Annotated in this window: 14 protein-coding genes; 10 read left to right on the top strand and 4 right to left on the bottom strand. The window is 60.7% G+C overall.

Annotation, left to right across the window (positions count from 1 at the left end):
- Positions 1 to 7 precede the first annotated feature (7 nt).
- Positions 8 to 1,486: a helicase HerA-like domain-containing protein gene (locus tag CAF65_RS00285; protein ID WP_085715214.1), complete on the bottom strand. Its 1,479-nt coding sequence runs from the start codon at positions 1,484 to 1,486 to the stop codon at positions 8 to 10.
- A gap of 188 nt (positions 1,487 to 1,674) precedes the next feature.
- On the opposite strand from CAF65_RS00285, the gene CAF65_RS00280 reads away from it, so the two are divergent.
- The 3 genes from CAF65_RS00280 to CAF65_RS00270 all read left to right on the top strand — a co-directional run bounded on the left by CAF65_RS00280 (position 1,675) and on the right by CAF65_RS00270 (position 5,659).
- Entirely contained in the window at positions 1,675 to 3,564 is a 1,890-nt protein-coding gene (locus CAF65_RS00280) for a methyl-accepting chemotaxis protein (RefSeq protein WP_085714485.1), read from the top strand.
- Positions 3,565 to 3,777: 213 nt separating this feature from the next.
- A complete protein-coding gene (locus CAF65_RS00275; protein ID WP_085714484.1) occupies positions 3,778 to 4,890 on the top strand; it encodes a glycosyltransferase family 1 protein in 1,113 nt (370 codons plus the stop codon).
- A complete protein-coding gene (locus CAF65_RS00270) occupies positions 4,883 to 5,659 on the top strand; it encodes a DUF2334 domain-containing protein (RefSeq protein WP_085714483.1) in 777 nt (258 codons plus the stop codon). The genes CAF65_RS00275 and CAF65_RS00270 overlap by 8 nt, the downstream gene beginning before the upstream one ends.
- 60 nt (positions 5,660 to 5,719) lie before the next feature.
- On the opposite strand, the gene CAF65_RS28425 is transcribed toward CAF65_RS00270, so the two are convergent.
- Together CAF65_RS28425 and purU are read right to left on the bottom strand one after the other, a co-directional pair.
- Positions 5,720 to 5,896 (bottom strand): hypothetical protein, encoded by a 177-nt coding sequence (locus tag CAF65_RS28425; protein ID WP_178076647.1) that lies wholly within the window; start codon positions 5,894 to 5,896, stop codon positions 5,720 to 5,722.
- Positions 5,897 to 5,982: 86 nt separating this feature from the next.
- The gene (purU, locus tag CAF65_RS00265; protein WP_007993692.1) at positions 5,983 to 6,831 is read right to left on the bottom strand and encodes a formyltetrahydrofolate deformylase; all 849 of its coding nucleotides are present in this window, start codon (positions 6,829 to 6,831) and stop codon (positions 5,983 to 5,985) included.
- A 335-nt stretch (positions 6,832 to 7,166) separates the two neighbouring features.
- Here purU and mvaT point away from each other — a divergent pair, with 335 nt between their 5' ends.
- Positions 7,167 to 7,544 carry a histone-like nucleoid-structuring protein MvaT gene (mvaT, locus tag CAF65_RS00260; RefSeq protein ID WP_007933316.1) on the top strand — a complete coding sequence of 126 codons (378 nt, stop codon included), beginning with the start codon at positions 7,167 to 7,169 and terminating at the stop codon, positions 7,542 to 7,544.
- 98 nt (positions 7,545 to 7,642) lie between these two features.
- Here mvaT and sbcB read toward each other — a convergent pair whose 3' ends face one another.
- Positions 7,643 to 9,073, bottom strand: a complete 1,431-nt coding sequence (sbcB, locus tag CAF65_RS00255) for an exodeoxyribonuclease I (protein WP_085714482.1) — start codon at positions 9,071 to 9,073, stop codon at positions 7,643 to 7,645.
- Between the two features lie 196 nt (positions 9,074 to 9,269).
- On the opposite strand from sbcB, the gene CAF65_RS00250 reads away from it, so the two are divergent.
- From CAF65_RS00250 to CAF65_RS00225, 6 genes are read left to right on the top strand one after another with little or no spacing between them, the layout of a single operon-like run.
- On the top strand, positions 9,270 to 9,995 hold the full coding sequence (locus tag CAF65_RS00250; RefSeq protein ID WP_085714481.1) for an RDD family protein: 726 nt from the start codon (positions 9,270 to 9,272) through the stop codon (positions 9,993 to 9,995).
- On the top strand, positions 9,992 to 10,969 hold the full coding sequence (locus tag CAF65_RS00245) for a stage II sporulation protein M (protein ID WP_085714480.1): 978 nt from the start codon (positions 9,992 to 9,994) through the stop codon (positions 10,967 to 10,969). The genes CAF65_RS00250 and CAF65_RS00245 overlap by 4 nt, the downstream gene beginning before the upstream one ends.
- A complete protein-coding gene (locus CAF65_RS00240; protein WP_085714479.1) occupies positions 10,956 to 12,500 on the top strand; it encodes a DUF4129 domain-containing protein in 1,545 nt (514 codons plus the stop codon). The genes CAF65_RS00245 and CAF65_RS00240 overlap by 14 nt, the downstream gene beginning before the upstream one ends.
- Positions 12,497 to 13,660 (top strand): DUF4350 domain-containing protein, encoded by a 1,164-nt coding sequence (locus CAF65_RS00235; protein WP_085714478.1) that lies wholly within the window; start codon positions 12,497 to 12,499, stop codon positions 13,658 to 13,660. The genes CAF65_RS00240 and CAF65_RS00235 overlap by 4 nt, the downstream gene beginning before the upstream one ends.
- Positions 13,657 to 14,658: a MoxR family ATPase gene (locus tag CAF65_RS00230; protein ID WP_085714477.1), complete on the top strand. Its 1,002-nt coding sequence runs from the start codon at positions 13,657 to 13,659 to the stop codon at positions 14,656 to 14,658. Before CAF65_RS00235 ends, CAF65_RS00230 begins: the two co-directional genes overlap by 4 nt.
- The gene (locus CAF65_RS00225) at positions 14,655 to 15,983 is read left to right on the top strand and encodes a DUF58 domain-containing protein (protein WP_085714476.1); all 1,329 of its coding nucleotides are present in this window, start codon (positions 14,655 to 14,657) and stop codon (positions 15,981 to 15,983) included. Before CAF65_RS00230 ends, CAF65_RS00225 begins: the two co-directional genes overlap by 4 nt.
- Positions 15,984 to 15,995: the final 12 nt, after the last annotated feature.

Raw genomic sequence — 15,995 nt, 5'->3', positions numbered from 1 at the left:
CCACTCGCTAACGGCGTTTTTTGCTACCCAGCAACGAACCCATCAAGCCGCGCACCAACTGTCGGCCAATCTGGTTCGCCGCCTGTTGCATCGCTGATTTCAGCACCTTCCCTGCCGCTGTGCCGAGGAACTCTCCCGCCTGCTCGGTGAAACTCGGTTCCTGTTTGCCCTGTTCCACTTCGGGCTCGGGCGCCAGCCCCTTGCGCCCCATCAGCACTTCATAGGCTGATTCACGGTCAATCGGCTTGTCATAACGCCCCTGCAACGGCGAACCGGCAATCAGCGTCGCGCGCTCGGCACCGGTCAAGGGCCCGATCCGCGATTGCGGCGGCGCTACCAGCACCCGCTGGACCATTTCCGGCGTACCTTTTTCCTGCAGGGTGCCGACCAGTGCTTCCCCGATCCCGAGCTCGGTCAACACCGACAACGTATCGAACGACGGATTCGGGCGGAATCCTTCGGCCACCGCGCGCAGGGACTTCTGCTCCTTGGCGGTGAACGCACGCAAACCGTGCTGGATGCGCAAGCCCAACTGAGCCAGCACGTCATCCGGCAGGTCACCCGGCGACTGGGTGACGAAATACACGCCCACGCCTTTCGAACGAATCAGCCTCACGACTTGCTCCAGACGGTCACGCAATGCCTGCGGCGTACCGTTGAACAACAGGTGGGCCTCGTCGAAGAACAGCGCCAGCAATGGTTTGTCGGCATCGCCACGCTCAGGCAGTTGCTCGAACAGCTCGGCCAGCAGCCACAGCAGGAACGTCGCGTAGACCTTCGGCGCTTCATGCACCAGGCGGCTGGCATCCAGCAAATGAATGCGCCCGCGGCCATCCGCTGTGGGTTGAAGGATGTCTTCGAGTTGCAACGCCGGTTCACCGAACAGTGCCTCGGCGCCTTGTTGTTCAAGGGTTGCCAGACGCCGCAACAGGGCCTGGCTGGAGCCGGTGGTCATCAGCGCCGCGTCGTCCCCGAGCAGTTCCGGGTTGTCCTTGAGGTGATTGAGCAGTGCCTTCAGGTCTTTCAGATCCAGCAACAACAAACCTTCGCGGTCCGCCACCTTGAACGCCGCGTACAACGCCGACTGCTGACTGTCGGTCAGTTCCAGCAGGCTGCCCAGCAGCAACGGCCCCATTTCACTCAAGGTTGTGCGTAAAGGATGACCGGACTGACCGTGTACGTCCCACAACGTCACCGGATAAGCCTGAGGCTTGTGGTTGAGCCATGGCATCCCGGCAATCCGTTCGGCGATCTTGCCCTGGGGGTTGCCGGCAGCGCCGAGGCCGCACAGGTCACCCTTGATGTCGGCGGCGAACACCGCTACGCCGGCATCGCTGAAGGCTTCGGCCATTCGTTGCAAAGTGACGGTTTTGCCGGTACCGGTCGCGCCCGCGATCAAACCGTGGCGGTTCGCCAGGCGCATGGCCTGGGCGATCGGCTGCCCCTTGAGGTCGGCGCCGATAACGAGTTGCAATGAATCAGGCATTTGGTCACCCATGATTAATCTTTGGTCCTACACGGCCGATAGAAATAACGACAAAGCAGACAGACACGATCTGGTCAGAAATTTCCCTAAGGAGAGTCGGAAAATTCACTTGCTTTCAACCTTGCCCGTTGTGCGTCCCTTTATAAAAGCACGCGCTGGACATTAAGACCTTAGCGGACCCCCAAGCCATGAACAAAAATCTGCGTTTCAGTCATAAAATCCTGCTTGCCGCCACCCTCATCGTTATTGCCGCCTTCGCCTCATTCACGCTGTACAACGACTATTTGCAGCGCAACGCCATTCGTGAGGACCTGGACAATTACCTGCAGGAAATGGGCAGCGTCACTGCCAACAACATCCAGACCTGGTTGAACGGGCGCCGCCTGTTGATAGAAAACCTGGCACAAACCGTCGCACTCAATCCCGAGGCGGGCAACGTATCCAGTCTGCTTGTGCAAAAAGCCGTGACCTCGACCTTCATGGGTGCCTACCTGGGCAGCAAGGACGGTTCTTTCATCATTCGCCCGGACAGCAAGATGCCCGACGGCTATGACCCTCGTGCGCGCCCTTGGTACAAGAGCGCCCAAGGCACCAGCGGTTCGGCGTTGACTGAACCCTATGTGGACCTGGCCTCCGGCCAACTGGTGCTTTCCATCGTCAATAGCGTGATCAAGGATGGACAGAACATCGGTGTCGTCGGTGGCGACCTGAGTCTGCAGGTGATCACCGACAGCCTCAATGCGCTGGATTTCGATGGCATGGGCTACGCCTTCCTGGTCAGTGCCGATGGCAAGATCCTGGTACATCCCGACAAAGCGCTGGCGATGAAGACGCTCAAGGATGTCTACCCGCAAGATACGCCCGCGATCAGCAGCGACATGAGTGAAATCCAGGTCGACGGCAAAACCCGCATCGTGACCTTCACCCCGATCAAGGGCCTGTCGTCGGTCAACTGGTACATCGGCCTGTCGGTGGACAAGGACAAAGCCTTCTCGATGCTCAGCAAATTCCGCACCTCCGCGGTCGTTGCGACCGTCATTGCCGTGGCTATCATCATCGCCCTGCTCGGCATGCTGATTCGCATCCTGATTCAGCCGTTGCACGTCATGACCCGGGCCATGGCCGACATCGCCGACGGCGAAGGCGACCTGACCAAGCGCCTGACCATCGTGAACAATGATGAGTTCGGCAGCCTCGGCACTGCGTTCAACCGTTTCGTGGAGCGTATCCACGGTTCGATCCGCGAAGTGTCTTCGGCCACCGGGCAAGTCAACGAAGTGGCATTACGCGTGGTCGCGGCCTCCAACTCGTCGATGTTCAACTCCGACCAGCAAGCCTCGCGCACCAGCAGCGTCGCCGCCGCCATCAACCAGCTCGGCGCCGCCGCCCAGGAAATCGCGCGCAACGCGGCTCAAGCGTCGAGCCAGGCCAGCGATGCCCGCAGCCTGGCCGAAGACGGCCAGCAAGTGGTGAATCGCAGCATTGTCGCGATGAATCAGCTGTCGAGCATGCTCAGCGCTTCCAGCACCAATATCGAATCGTTGAACAGCAAAACGGTGAACATCGGGCAGATTCTGGAAGTGATCACCAGCATTTCCCAACAGACCAACCTGCTGGCGCTCAACGCTGCAATCGAAGCGGCGCGCGCCGGTGAAGCCGGTCGTGGTTTTGCCGTGGTGGCGGACGAGGTGCGCAACCTGGCACACCGCACGCAGGAATCGGCGCAACAGGTACAAACCATGATCGAGGAGCTGCAAGTCGGCGCCCGGGAATCGGTCAGCACCATGAGCGACAGTCAGCGCCATAGCCAGGACAGCGTGGAAATCGCCAACCTCGCGGGTGAACGCCTGAACAGCGTGACGCTGCGTATCGGTGAAATCGACGGCATGAACCAGTCGGTGGCCACCGCGACCGAAGAACAGACCGCCGTGGTGGAGTCGATCAACGTCGACATCACCGAGATCAACACGCTGAACCAGGAAGGTGTGGAAAACCTGCAATCGACCTTGCGTGCGTGCTCGGACCTTGAGCAGCAGGCGGCGCGGCTGAAGCAGTTGGTAGGCAGTTTCCGTATCTAGCGCCTGAACTGGCCCCTTCGTCGGAACGCCGCCCGGAGCCGGCTCGCTCCCACAAAGTTGTCACTGAACCTGTGGGAGCGAGCCTGCTCGCGATAGCGGCCTGCCAAACACTGCAAAACCCCGCTGACTCCCCCCACCCGCACAACCCCAACCGAACATCTATTCTTCATAAAGGTCAACCAAGGGAGTACCGGGACCGGAGGACCGTCCATCGTGCATATCGCTGACATCACCATGTTCTATGCTCCAGCCAGTGGTGGCGTGCGCACTTATCTGGATGCAAAGCACCGTCGCCTGGGCATCAAGCCCGGCATTCGCCACAGCTTGCTGATCCCTGGACCCTCCTTGAGTGAGCAGGATGGCATCTTCACCGTTCCTGCCCCTGCCCTGCCCTTCGGCAAGGGCTATCGCTTCCCTCTGCGTCTCGCGCCCTGGCGCAATGTCCTGCAAGACTTGCAACCCGATCTGATCGAAGTCGGCGACCCCTATCTCACCGCGTGGGCGGCGCTGGATGCGCGGCGCCAACTCGATGTGCCGGTCATCGGCTTTTATCACTCGGACCTGCCGCTACTGGTCCGCAACCGCATGGGCAACTGGGTGACCAACAACGTCGAGGCCTATGTCAGCAAGCTCTACGGCAACTTCGACCGGGTCCTGGCGCCCAGCCGGGTCATGGCCGACAAACTTACCGGGCTTGGGGTCAGGAATGTCTTCGTGCAGCCGCTCGGTGTCGACCTGCAAACCTTCAATCCCCAAGCCAGGGACCCCGGGCTGCGGGCCGGGTTGGGCCTGGACGAAAACACCCGGTTGCTGATCTTCGCCGGGCGTGGCTCCAAGGAAAAAAACCTGTCGGTGCTGCTCGACTGCATGGAACGCCTGGGCCGACGCTATCACCTGCTGCTGGTGGGCTCATCGATGCCCACGGCCGTGCCATCCAACGTGACGGTGATCGAGGATTTCCGCCCCGCGGCGCAAGTGGCTCGGCTGATGGCCAGCGCCGACGCATTGCTGCACGCCGGCGATCAGGAAACCTTCGGTCTGGTCATTCTGGAGGCCATGGCCAGCGGCATTCCCGTGGTGGCCGTGGCAGCCGGGGCTTTCGAGGAAATCGTCACCGAAGACTGCGGCCGCCTCTGCACACCGAACAATCCTGCCGCGATGGCCGCCGCCGTTCGAGAATTGTTCGAGTCGGGCAACACAACGCTGGGCAAACAGGCACGATTGCATGTCGAACGGCATTACGCCTGGGACACGGTGGTCAACAGCTTGCTGCGCCACTACCACGCCGTGCTTGGCAGCCAATGGCCGTTGACAGCCAATGGTTGAGCCTATGAACAGACCCGGTTTGCTACTGGTACTGCACGATGTGGCACCGCCAACCTGGGCCGATTACCAGCCGTTCGTCAAAGCCGTCGACGCGTTGGGTGGCGTACCGATCACATGGCTGGTGGTACCGGATTTCCACAAACACAACGATCTGGACGCCCATCCACAATTTCGCCGCCAGCTCAGCGCCAGGGTTGCCCGCGGCGACGAACTGGCACTGCATGGCTACTTCCACTGTGATGACGGGCCGATGATCCGCAATCCCCGCGACTGGTTCATGCGTCGGGTCTACACCCACGAAGGCGAGTTTTACAGTTTGTCACCAGAAGCCGCCCTCGCTCGCCTGCGTTCGGGCATCGAGATGTTCCACCGACATGACTGGACGCTGGAAGGGTTCGTCGCCCCTGCCTGGCTGATGAGCCAAGGCACTCGCCAGGCATTGCGCCAATTGCCGTTGAGTTACACCAGCGACTCGCAGCATCTATACCGATTGCCGGATTTCACCGCGATCGAGGCACCCGGGCTGGTCTGGAGTGCGCGCAGTGCCTGGCGCCGGGGCGTATCGAAGCTCGTCAGCGACCGCCACGAGCAACGCTGGCAGCAGGCCCCGGTGATTCGCCTGGGCCTGCACCCGGTGGACATGCGCCATGAATTCTCACGCCGATACTGGCTACAAACCCTGGAACGCCTGCTCGACAACGGAAGGGTTCCGATGACCAAGGCCCAGTGGCTGGTACTGCAAAACGACCGACCGGGCCGTGCCGCGTGAGTCGCGGGCTGGCGTTGTTGCTGATTCCGGGCAGGCCGCTGCTGAAGAAATTGATGAAGCTCAGGCAAGCTTGGGTTTGTCCTCGGGCTCTTGCTGCAACTGTTCCCACAACTGCGCGGCGTCAGGGAATTCCGTACCGGTTTCAGGCCCCATGTCATCCGGGTCGTAGCGGCTCAGGCAGCCCTCGCCCAGCGTGGCGGGAGCCTTGGATGTGGCTTTGTCCAGTGGATCGGCCATGGTTTTGTCCTCGGTGCAGAAACGGCGAAGGGCCTGAAGCGATTGAACGCCCAGGCCCTTCGAATTTCAACTGTGCCGCAGGTCTGTCAGAAGACGACGGTTTTGTTGCCGTGTACCAGCACCCGGTCTTCCAGGTGATAACGCAAGCCACGGGCCAGCACCATTTTCTCGACATCACGGCCGAAACGTACCATGTCTTCGATGCTGTCGCTGTGGCTGACACGCACCACGTCCTGCTCGATGATCGGGCCGGCATCCAGCTCTTCGGTCACATAGTGGCAGGTCGCGCCGATCAGTTTCACGCCACGCAGGGAGGCCTGGTGGTACGGCTTGGCACCGACGAACGACGGCAGGAAGCTGTGGTGAATGTTGATGACCTTGTGCGCGTATTCGCTGCACAACTCCGGCGGCAGGATTTGCATGTAACGGGCAAGCACCACCACTTCGGCATCGTGCTGCTTGACCAGGCGCGAAACCTCGGCGAAGGCCGGTTGCTTGTCCTGCGGGTTGACCGGTACGTGGTAGTACGGAATGCCGTGCCACTCCACCATGCTGCGAAGGTCATCATGGTTGGAAATCACACAGGAAATTTCGCAGTCCAGTTCATCGCTGTGCCAGCGGTGCAGCAAGTCGGCCAGGCAGTGCGACTCGCGGCTGGCCATCAGCACCACGCGTTTCTTCTGTTCGGTATCGGTGATGCGCCAGTCCATCGAGAACTCTTCGGCGATCGGGGCAAAGGCTTCGCGAAACGCTTCGATACCAAATGGCAGGGAGTCGGCACGGATTTCGTGACGCATGAAGAACCAGCCACTGAGATTGTCCGAGTGATGGCTCGCTTCAGTGATCCAGCCGTTGTGTGATGCCAGAAAGTTACTGACTTTGGCAACGATGCCAACACGGTCCGGGCAAGAAATCACCAGACGAAAAGTGCGCATGAGGGGGAAACTCCAGAACTTCGCAAAGGCCGCCATTCTAGCGATTGCGCAGCAAAACTGCAGTATTGTTGACGTTTCACCCTGCCGGAAGGTCGGTGCGGAGGGTGGACAGCGCCAGTGCCGGTTCGCCTGGATGCTCTAGCGGTGCTGGTCAAATGTTAATTTATGTATATCTGACAGACCTTGACCATACTAATAACAGCATTACCAATGCACGCCAAAGACACAGCAGTTAAATTAAATAAAGCTGGCTTAAATGTTTACTTGATGAAACACCGTGACTATTATTGCCGCACTGTCACCTGCCATCCAGCGCACAACATAAGGTAGTCCACATGTCCTTGATCAACGAATATCGCGCCACCGAAGAAGCTATCAAAGAGCTGCAAGCCCGTTTGAAGAACCTGTCCCAAGACGACAAACTGCAAACCGAGCTGGAATTCGAAGGCAAACTGCGCACCCTGATGGGTGAATACTCCAAGTCCCTGCGTGACATCATCGCGCTGCTGGATCCGGAATCCAAAACCAAGGCACCACGCGGCGGTGCAGTGAAAACTACCGGCACCAAGCGTGCTCGCAAAGTTAAACAATACAAAAACCCGCACAACGGTGAAGTCATCGAAACCAAAGGTGGCAACCACAAGACTCTGAAAGAGTGGAAAGCCAAGTGGGGCGGTGACGTGGTGGAAGGCTGGGCTACCCTGCTGGGCTAAGCCTCAGAGCTTGTCGCAGACGGATCCGTGACAAAAAATAACGCCAGCAAATGCTGGCGTTTTTTATGCGTGGTGTTTTAGCCCTGGCATGTTCGAATTCAAAGACTCAAACGCTGGCGTAGTCCCTGGACATAATCCTGCCACTCACAGAGCACACCCTGCTGAAACGGAGTAGCACTAACACTCAACTGGGCCGCGGCCTCTACAAAAACTTCAAGGGTATTTGGCGCCCCCCACTCGGGATCTGACAAACGTTTCTGACAGAATGTTCGCCAGCGTTCTTGCTCCTCGGAATTCAACGTGTCGGGAAAGTTGCGTGCGCGATATCGAAACAGCAATTCCGGCAAACGTTCGTCATCGAAAGGCCACTGCTCTTGTGCCAATTGTATCGGGTCAACGGTTCTGACTTGTTCACACAAGCGTCGATCCCGATCACCGATAAATCCATCGTATAACTGTTGCTCAGGATCCTGGCTCGGGGAAAAATCTTCGCGAGCATAAATCGCCAGAATTTTATCCAGCCAAACTTTCCGGGCGTCATTGAGCTGCAACACCCTCTGCTGATAAAGCGTCATATCCAGCCCCAGACGTTGCTGATCTTCCTGGCGAAGTACCGACAACGGCGCCACCACCGGGCACTTGTTGATGTGAATCAGTTTCAACGGCACCGGTAACTCGTCTTCGGCCAGTTCGTCGCGGCGGGTATACAAGCGCTGGCGCAAACTTTCAGCATCCAGATCGAGCAGGCCCTGAGGATCGAGGTGCAGGTCACAGACAATCAGGGCGTTCTTGTTGCGCGGGTGCCAGGCCAGCGGCAACACCACACCCACATAATTGCGCGCGGCAGAAAAACGCCCGGAAACATGCACCATTGGTTGCAGCAGTCGTACCAGGTCCATGACTTTTTGCTTGCTGCGCAACTGAAACAGCCAGTCGTACAGCTTTGGCTGTTTTTCCCGTATCAGGCGTGCCAGGGCGATCGTCGCGCGAACGTCCGACAGCGCTTCGTGGGCATTGCCATGATCGATGCCGTTGGCAGCGGTCAGGCGTTCAAGCTTGAGCGTGACCCGCCCCTCGTCGTCCGTCGGCCAGACGATGCCGTCGGGGCGCAAGGCATAGGCGGCGCGCACCACATCAATCAGGTCCCAGCGGCTGTTGCCGCCCTGCCACTCCCGCGCGTAAGGGTCGAAAAAGTTTCGGTACAGGCTGTAGCGGGTCATTTCGTCGTCGAAACGCAAAGTGTTATACCCCGCGCCACAGGTACCGGGCGCCGCAAGCTGGGCATGCACTCGGGTCATGAAGTCGGCTTCGCTCAAGCCTTGCGCCTGCAGTTGCCCGGGGGTGATTCCCGTGATCGTGCAGGCAGCCGGATGCGGCAGGATGTCGTCACTGGGCTGGCAGTAAAGATTGACCGGCTCGTCGATTTCATTGAGATCGAAGTCAGTGCGCAGGCCGGCCATTTGCAACGGACGGTCACAACGGGGATTGATGCCAGTGGTTTCGTAGTCGTACCAGAAGATGGAGGTCACGGGCGATTCCTGAACAGAAGATCGGCAAAGTCTAGGCGTTCACCTCCCGCCCCGGCCAGTAGTCTTGTCATTCAAGCACCTTGTGCGACTCGCCATGCAATACACAGTTATGTCGTTTCCCCCCGCCCCTCCCGTATAGGCTGCTAGCATCGAATGGATACACAATCCCGATCCAGGCCACATCATCAGGTTGCCCATGCTCGAGACCACAGCACTGCCTGGGAATGCGCCGCTGTCACCGCCGCTGGATACGCGGTACCAGGTCGAAACGCCGGAGGGCGTCGACCTGCCACTGCGCCCGGCCGGGTTGATGGTCCGTGCACTGGCGTTTGCCATCGACCTTGGTTTGCGCGGCCTGGTCCTGGGCGTGCTGTTCATTGCACTGGCGATGCTCGGCAAACTGGGGGCCGGACTCGGCTCGATCCTGCTGTTCGTGGCGAGCTGGTGGTACATGGTGTTGTTCGAGGTGCTGAATCACGGCCGCTCGCCGGGCAAGCAATGGATGGGACTACGGGTGGTGCATGACGATGGCACCCCGGTCGGCTGGTCCGCTTCGCTGCTGCGCAACCTGCTGCGCGCTGTCGACCTGTTGCCGTTCGGTTACTTCCTCGGGGCCATCAGTTGCCTGCAACACCCCCACTTCAAGCGCCTCGGCGATATCGCCGCCGGTACCCTGGTGATTTACCGCGAACAATCGCACACCCGCCCCGAACTCCCTGAAGCCCAGCCCCGCCGCCCGGCCTTTACCCTGACACTCACCGAGCAACGGGCCATTCTCGGGTTTGCCGAGCGCCAAGGCGAACTCTCCCGGGCGCGGGCCGATGAGCTGGCTGCGATCCTCGCCCAACCGTTGCAAGTCCCGGCCCCGCAGGCGGTGACCGAGCTCAACGGCATCGCACGCGGCTTGTTGGGGCCGACATGAAGCAAAGCCTTTTTGAAAACCGGCACAAGGCCGAATGGGAACGGTTCGCTCATCTGCTCGAGCAGTTGGAGCACGACAGGCAAGCCACCGGCGCCGGCAATTTCCCGAGGGACTACCGACGTCTCTGCCAACACCTGGCACTGGCCAGGGAGCGGGGTTACAGCAGTTTTCTGATCGATTCCTTGCAGCAACAAGTACTGCGCGGGCACCAACAACTCTACCGTCACCGCAGCCGTCCGGGCGCCAACGTGCTGGCATTCATCCTCGCCGACTTTCCGCGACTGGTGCGCGAACAGTGGCGTTTCGTCCTCGCCGCCAGCCTGATGTTCTTTGCCAGCCTGGCCGGTTTTGCGCTGCTGGTGTACCAGTACCCGGACCTGGTCTACAACCTGATCCCCGCCGAGCAGGTCAGCGAGATGCAAAGCATGTACGACCCCGTAGCCGGTCACCTCGGGCGCACGGTGGAGCGAGCCGCCAGCGAGGACTGGGCGATGTTCGGCTACTACATCATGCACAACATCGGCATCGCCTTTCAGACCTTCGCCAGTGGTTTGCTATGGGGTCTGGGCAGTGTGTTTTTCCTGATCTTCAACGGCCTGATGATCGGTGCGGTGGCCGGGCACCTGACCTACGTCGGCTATGGGCAAACTTTCTGGTCATTCGTGATCGGCCATGGCGCCTTCGAACTCAGCGCCATCGCCCTGGCCGGTGCCGCCGGCCTGAAGCTGGGCTGGGCGTTAGTCGCCCCGGGGCGCCTGCCACGCGCCGAGGCCTTGCGATTGGCCGCGCGCAAGAGTGTGTTGCTGATCTGTGGGGTCATGCTGTTCCTGTTGATTGCGGCGTTTATCGAAGCCTACTGGTCATCCATGACTGGCCCGTCGTACCAGACCAAGTACCTGGTGGGCGCAGCACTCTGGTTGCTGGTGGTGGCTTATCTCGTGTTTGCCGGACGTCGCCGCCATGCACCTGAGTGACGCCACGGTGGTGATTCGCCCGCGCTCGACCTGGGAAGCCATGGACCTCGGCGTGCTCCTGAGCCAGCGCCACCGACGCCTGTTGATGACCAGTTGGGCCATGGTCACCTTTCCCGTTTTCGCGCTGCTCAGTTGGGGATTCTGGGATTCCCCCTCTCTCGCCGTGTTCATTTTCTGGTGGCTGAAGCCGGCGTACGAACGCCTGCCCTTGTACATTCTGTCCAAAGCCATGTTCGGTGAAACGCCCACGCTCAAGCAGGCCCTGCACCAATGGCCACGCCTGCTCAAACCGCAATTGCTGGCCAGCCTGACCTGGCGACGCCTGAGTCTGCATCGCAGTTTCGTGATGCCGGTGGTGCAACTCGAAGGCCTCAAAGGTCCGCAACGGCAACAGCGTCTACAGGTGCTGTTGCAGCGAGACACCGGCGCCGCGCGCTGGCTGACGATCATCGGCGCGCACCTGGAAGGCGCGTTGTGGATCGGCTTGATGGTGTTGTTCTATCTTTTGCTGCCACAACAGGTCGCGCTCGACTGGAGCTGGCAGTCGCTGATCTCTGCGGCCAGCCAGGACTGGCGTTGGCTGGAACATCTGACCAACGCCTTTTATGCACTGGTGCTGGTGGTCTGGGAACCGATCCATGTCGCCTGCGGTTTCAGCCTTTACCTGAACCGGCGCACCGTGCTGGAGGCCTGGGATATCGAACTGGTGTTTCGCCGCATGCGCCAGCGCCTCACCAGCGCAGGCGCTGCCCTGTTGATCGCCGTGATATTGCTGATGCCAACCACACACAGCGTGTGGGCCGCCGAACCGGCCATGTCACCCGACAGCCCACGCTTGCTGGACCAGCCCCTGACCAGTCGAGCCTCCAGGGACAGCATCAAGATGATCCTCGAACAGCCGCCCTTCAAGAACCGGGAAACAGTGACGCGCTACCGCTTTGGCGAAGACCAGCCAAGCGCTGAAGCCCGGGACGACGGCAAGACACCGCAATGGTTGAAGACCCTGCTGAAGCTGCTTGAGGGGCAGCGCTTCGGGGTATTGGCGAGCCTGATTGAAATCGTGCTGTGGGGCACCGTCATCGGAGCCCTCGGCCTGTTGATCTGGCGCTATCGCGACTGGTTGCAAGCATTTGTCAGCCGTCGACCGCCCCTCGACATAAAAAACACGCGACCGTTACCGCAGCAGGCATTCGGCCTGGACCTCAAGCCCGAGTCCCTGCCCACCGACATCGCCACCAGCGCTGAAAGTCTCTGGCAGACCCATCCGCGCGAAGCCCTCGGCTTGCTTTATCGCGCCCTGCTCAGCCGCCTGTTGCATGATTTCAACATCGCACTCAAGGCCGCCGACACCGAAGGCCAGGTACTTCGGCGCGTTGAGCTGTTACAGCGACCGGCCCTGCTGGCGTACAGCAAAGATCTCACCGGGCACTGGCAAAACATGGCCTACGGTCATCGTCTGCCACCCGCCCAAGTGCAGCAGGAACTGTGTAACGGCTGGCGTATCCTGTTCGGCTCGGAGGCTGTCCGTTGAGTCGGCGCCGGGGGGCGATAGCCGGGGCATTGATCGCCGTGTTGGTGGCTGCGTTGAGTGTTTATCTGTACCTCAAGGCAATCCCCTACCAGAGCGAAATCGACCACGGTCCCTCCCCCGAAGCCAAGGCCAACCCTTATCTGGCGGCGGAGCTCTTCCTGCGCAAGCAAGGCCTGAGCGTCGACCACGCCAATGGCCTCGACATCCTGCGCAGCCTCGACCCGCATCAACACAGCCTGCTGCTGCTCGGTGACCGCTACAATATGAGCCCACGGCTGGTCGACCAAGTGATGAACTGGACCCGGGCCGGTGGGCGGCTTCTGTTCGTCGCTGAGTCGCTGTGGGATGAAAAACTCGGCCACAGCAACGACCTGCTGCTCGATCGGGTGCAAGTTCACCAGCTCCTGAGCAAGGACCTCAAGGCACCGCCACCCAACGTCGGCGAAGATCCGTACCCGCAACTGACCAAGCTTTACCTGGAAGGCGAAGAAGCCCCGGCCTATGCCGGTTTCGATACGGCGTTCCATCTCGAAGACCCGAAAAACCTCGCCCTGGCCTGGGCCAACAGCGCCAAGGCCACGCACATGATGCAGCTCGATCACGGGCTCGGCTCGATCATCGTGGTCACCGATGCCGACTTGTGGAAAACCTCGGCCATCGGCCAGTACGACAATGCCTGGCTGCTCTGGTACCTGACCGCCGACACCCACGTGACACTGATCTTCAACACCGATCACGACAGCCTGCCGACCTTGCTGCTGCGTTATTTTCCCCAGGCACTGGTTGCACTGCTCGCCTTGATCGGCCTGGGTTTCTGGCACTTTGGCGTGCGGCAGGGACCACTGCAGGAACCGGCGCCGAAAGCACGCCGGCAACTGCAGGAGCACCTGCGCGCCAGTGCCGATTTCCTGTTGCGCCGCAATGGTCAGGCCGGCCTGCTGCAGGCCTTGCAGCAAGACATCCTGCGGCGCGTGCGGCGTCGCCATCCCGGCTTTGAAAAGCTCGGTGTTGCCGAACAGTGGCTGGTGCTCGCACGCCTGACCGGCCAACCCACACGCGCTATCAGCCAGGCCATGAGCCCGCGACCGCAGCAACGGCTTTCCAGCGTTGAATTCAGCCGTCAGGTCGCACACCTGCAATCCTTGAGGAATGCCCTATGAGTCAACCGATCGAGCCCGACGTACCGAGCCATGCCGCTCAACAACGTCAGCGTGCCAGCCACCTGGCGCAGGCCGTACGCAATGAACTGCAAAAAGCCTTGATCGGCCAGGACAGCGTGATCGACGACGTCCTGACCGCGCTGATCGCGGGCGGTCATGTGCTGCTCGAAGGCGTACCGGGTTTGGGCAAGACCCTGCTGGTGCGCGCCCTCGCCCGCTGTTTCGGCGGCGAGTTTGCGCGCATCCAGTTCACCCCGGACCTGATGCCCAGCGACGTCACCGGCCACGCGGTGTACGACTTGCAGACCGAGCAATTCAAACTGCGCAAAGGCCCGCTGTTCACCAACCTGTTGTTGGCCGACGAAATCAACCGCGCCCCGGCGAAAACCCAGGCGGCGCTGCTCGAAGCCATGCAGGAACGGCAAGTCACCCTCGAAGGGCGTCCATTGCCGATTGCACAACCGTTCATGGTGCTCGCCACGCAGAACCCGATCGAACAGGAAGGCACTTACCCGTTGCCGGAGGCCGAACTTGACCGTTTCATGCTCAAGGTGCGCATGGATTATCCCGACGCCGAGCAAGAGCTGAACATGGTTCGTCAGGTCAGCCGCTCGACCCGGGCCGACATGCTCGATGTTCAACCGATGCGCACGTTATTGCAGGCCAAGGATGTACTGGCCCTGCAACGTATCGCCAGCGACCTGCCGCTGGACGATCAGGTGCTCGATTACGCCGTGCGCCTGGCCCGCTCCACCCGCAATTGGCCCGGCTTGATCCTCGGCGCCGGGCCACGCGCGTCCATCGCGCTGGTGCGATGTGCCCGGGCTCGTGCGCTGCTGCGCGGTGGTGAGTTCGTGATTCCGGATGACATCAAGGGTTGCGCCCTGGCCGTGCTGCGTCATCGTGTGCGCATCGCGCCGGAGCTGGATATCGAGGGCCTGGATGTCGACCAGGTACTCCAGCAGATGCTCGACCAAGTGCCGGCGCCGCGCCTGTGAAACCGTCGCGCCTGATGCTCGTCTGGCTGCTGATCCTGCTGGCCTGCGGCATTGTGTCGGGCACATTGCAAGCACTGGAGTTCACGGTTCCGGCGAATCTCATGGCGATCAACTGGGGGTTGCTCCTGGCGCTGCTGGCCCTGTCCCTGTTGGATGCTGTTCGCGTGAAGCGCCTGCCATCGCCCCGGCTGAAGCGCCAGTTGCCCGGCAGCCTGGCGTTGGGCCGATGGAGCGAGGTGCAACTGACCCTTGAACACGACTTTGCCCAACCGCTGAACGTGCAAGTCTTCGACCATGTGCCAGCGGGCCTGAGCTTTGAAAACCTGCCTCTGACGGTCGAGCTGCAACCCGGCCAGCACAGCCTGTGCGGTTATCGCCTGCGTCCGCTCAAACGCGGCCATTTCAGCTTCGAACGCTGTGAAATCAACCTGCCAAGTCCCTTGGGGCTCTGGTCGGACAGACGCTTGCTCGAGCTGCCCGACGCCACCCGCGTCTACCCCGACTTCGCCCGTCTCTATGAAGGGCAATTGCTGGCGGTGGATAACTGGCTCAGCCAGCTTGGCGTACGCCAGAAACAACGACGGGGCCTGGGCCTGGAGTTCCATCAATTACGCGAATTTCGCGAGGGCGACAGCCTGCGCCAGATCGACTGGAAAGCCACCGCCCGCCAGCGCACACCGATTGCCCGGGAGTACCAGGACGAGCGCGACCAGCAGATCATCTTCATGCTCGACTGCGGCCGGCATATGCGCAGCCAGGATGATGAGCTGTCGCACTTCGACCACGCCCTCAACGCCTGTTTGTTGCTCAGCTACGTCGCGCTACGCCAAGGCGACGCGGTGGGCCTGAGTACCTTTGCCAGCGAACAGCCGCGCTACCTTGGGCCGGTAAAAGGCACCAACCACCTCAACACACTGCTCAACAGCGTTTATGACTTGAACAGCACTCGACGCAGCGCCGACTATCAAGCGGCGGTAACGCAACTGCTGGCACGGCAAAAACGCCGGGCGCTGGTGGTGCTGGTAACCAACCTTCGGGATGAGCACGACGATGAATTGCTTCCGGCCGTCAACCGCCTGAGCCAGCAGCATCAGGTGCTGGTCGCGAGCCTGCGCGAAGACGTTCTAGACACCCTGCGTCAGTCACCTGTGCAGACTTTGCCCGAGGCGCTGGCCTATTGCGGGACCGTGGACTACCTGAATGCACGCGCCGAACTCCATGAGCGCTTGAACGCTCATGGAGTACTGGTGATGGATGTGCGGCCCGCCGAGTTGGGGGCAGAGTTGGTGACTCGGTACCTGGGCTGGAAAAGAACTGGAGTTTGAGCCTGAGCAATC

This window comes from Pseudomonas sp. B28(2017), assembly GCF_002113025.1.
Lineage (GTDB): Bacteria > Pseudomonadota > Gammaproteobacteria > Pseudomonadales > Pseudomonadaceae > Aquipseudomonas.
Note: the sequence above shows the minus strand (reverse complement) of the source record. Positions and strands in the feature narration are given on the sequence as shown.

What these genes read in the sequence shown, in the direction of transcription:
- CAF65_RS00285 (WP_085715214.1), bottom strand. Translation starts at nt 1,486, where the DNA reads ATGCCTGATTCATTGCAACTCGTTATCGGCGCCGACCTCAAGGGGCAG.
- CAF65_RS00280 (WP_085714485.1), top strand. Translation starts at nt 1,675, where the DNA reads ATGAACAAAAATCTGCGTTTCAGTCATAAAATCCTGCTTGCCGCCACC.
- CAF65_RS00270 (WP_085714483.1), top strand. Translation starts at nt 4,883, where the DNA reads ATGGTTGAGCCTATGAACAGACCCGGTTTGCTACTGGTACTGCACGAT.
- CAF65_RS28425 (WP_178076647.1), bottom strand. Translation starts at nt 5,896, where the DNA reads ATGGCCGATCCACTGGACAAAGCCACATCCAAGGCTCCCGCCACGCTG.
- purU (WP_007993692.1), bottom strand. Translation starts at nt 6,831, where the DNA reads ATGCGCACTTTTCGTCTGGTGATTTCTTGCCCGGACCGTGTTGGCATC.
- mvaT (WP_007933316.1), top strand. Translation starts at nt 7,167, where the DNA reads ATGTCCTTGATCAACGAATATCGCGCCACCGAAGAAGCTATCAAAGAG.
- CAF65_RS00250 (WP_085714481.1), top strand. Translation starts at nt 9,270, where the DNA reads ATGCTCGAGACCACAGCACTGCCTGGGAATGCGCCGCTGTCACCGCCG.
- CAF65_RS00245 (WP_085714480.1), top strand. Translation starts at nt 9,992, where the DNA reads ATGAAGCAAAGCCTTTTTGAAAACCGGCACAAGGCCGAATGGGAACGG.
- CAF65_RS00240 (WP_085714479.1), top strand. Translation starts at nt 10,956, where the DNA reads ATGCACCTGAGTGACGCCACGGTGGTGATTCGCCCGCGCTCGACCTGG.
- CAF65_RS00230 (WP_085714477.1), top strand. Translation starts at nt 13,657, where the DNA reads ATGAGTCAACCGATCGAGCCCGACGTACCGAGCCATGCCGCTCAACAA.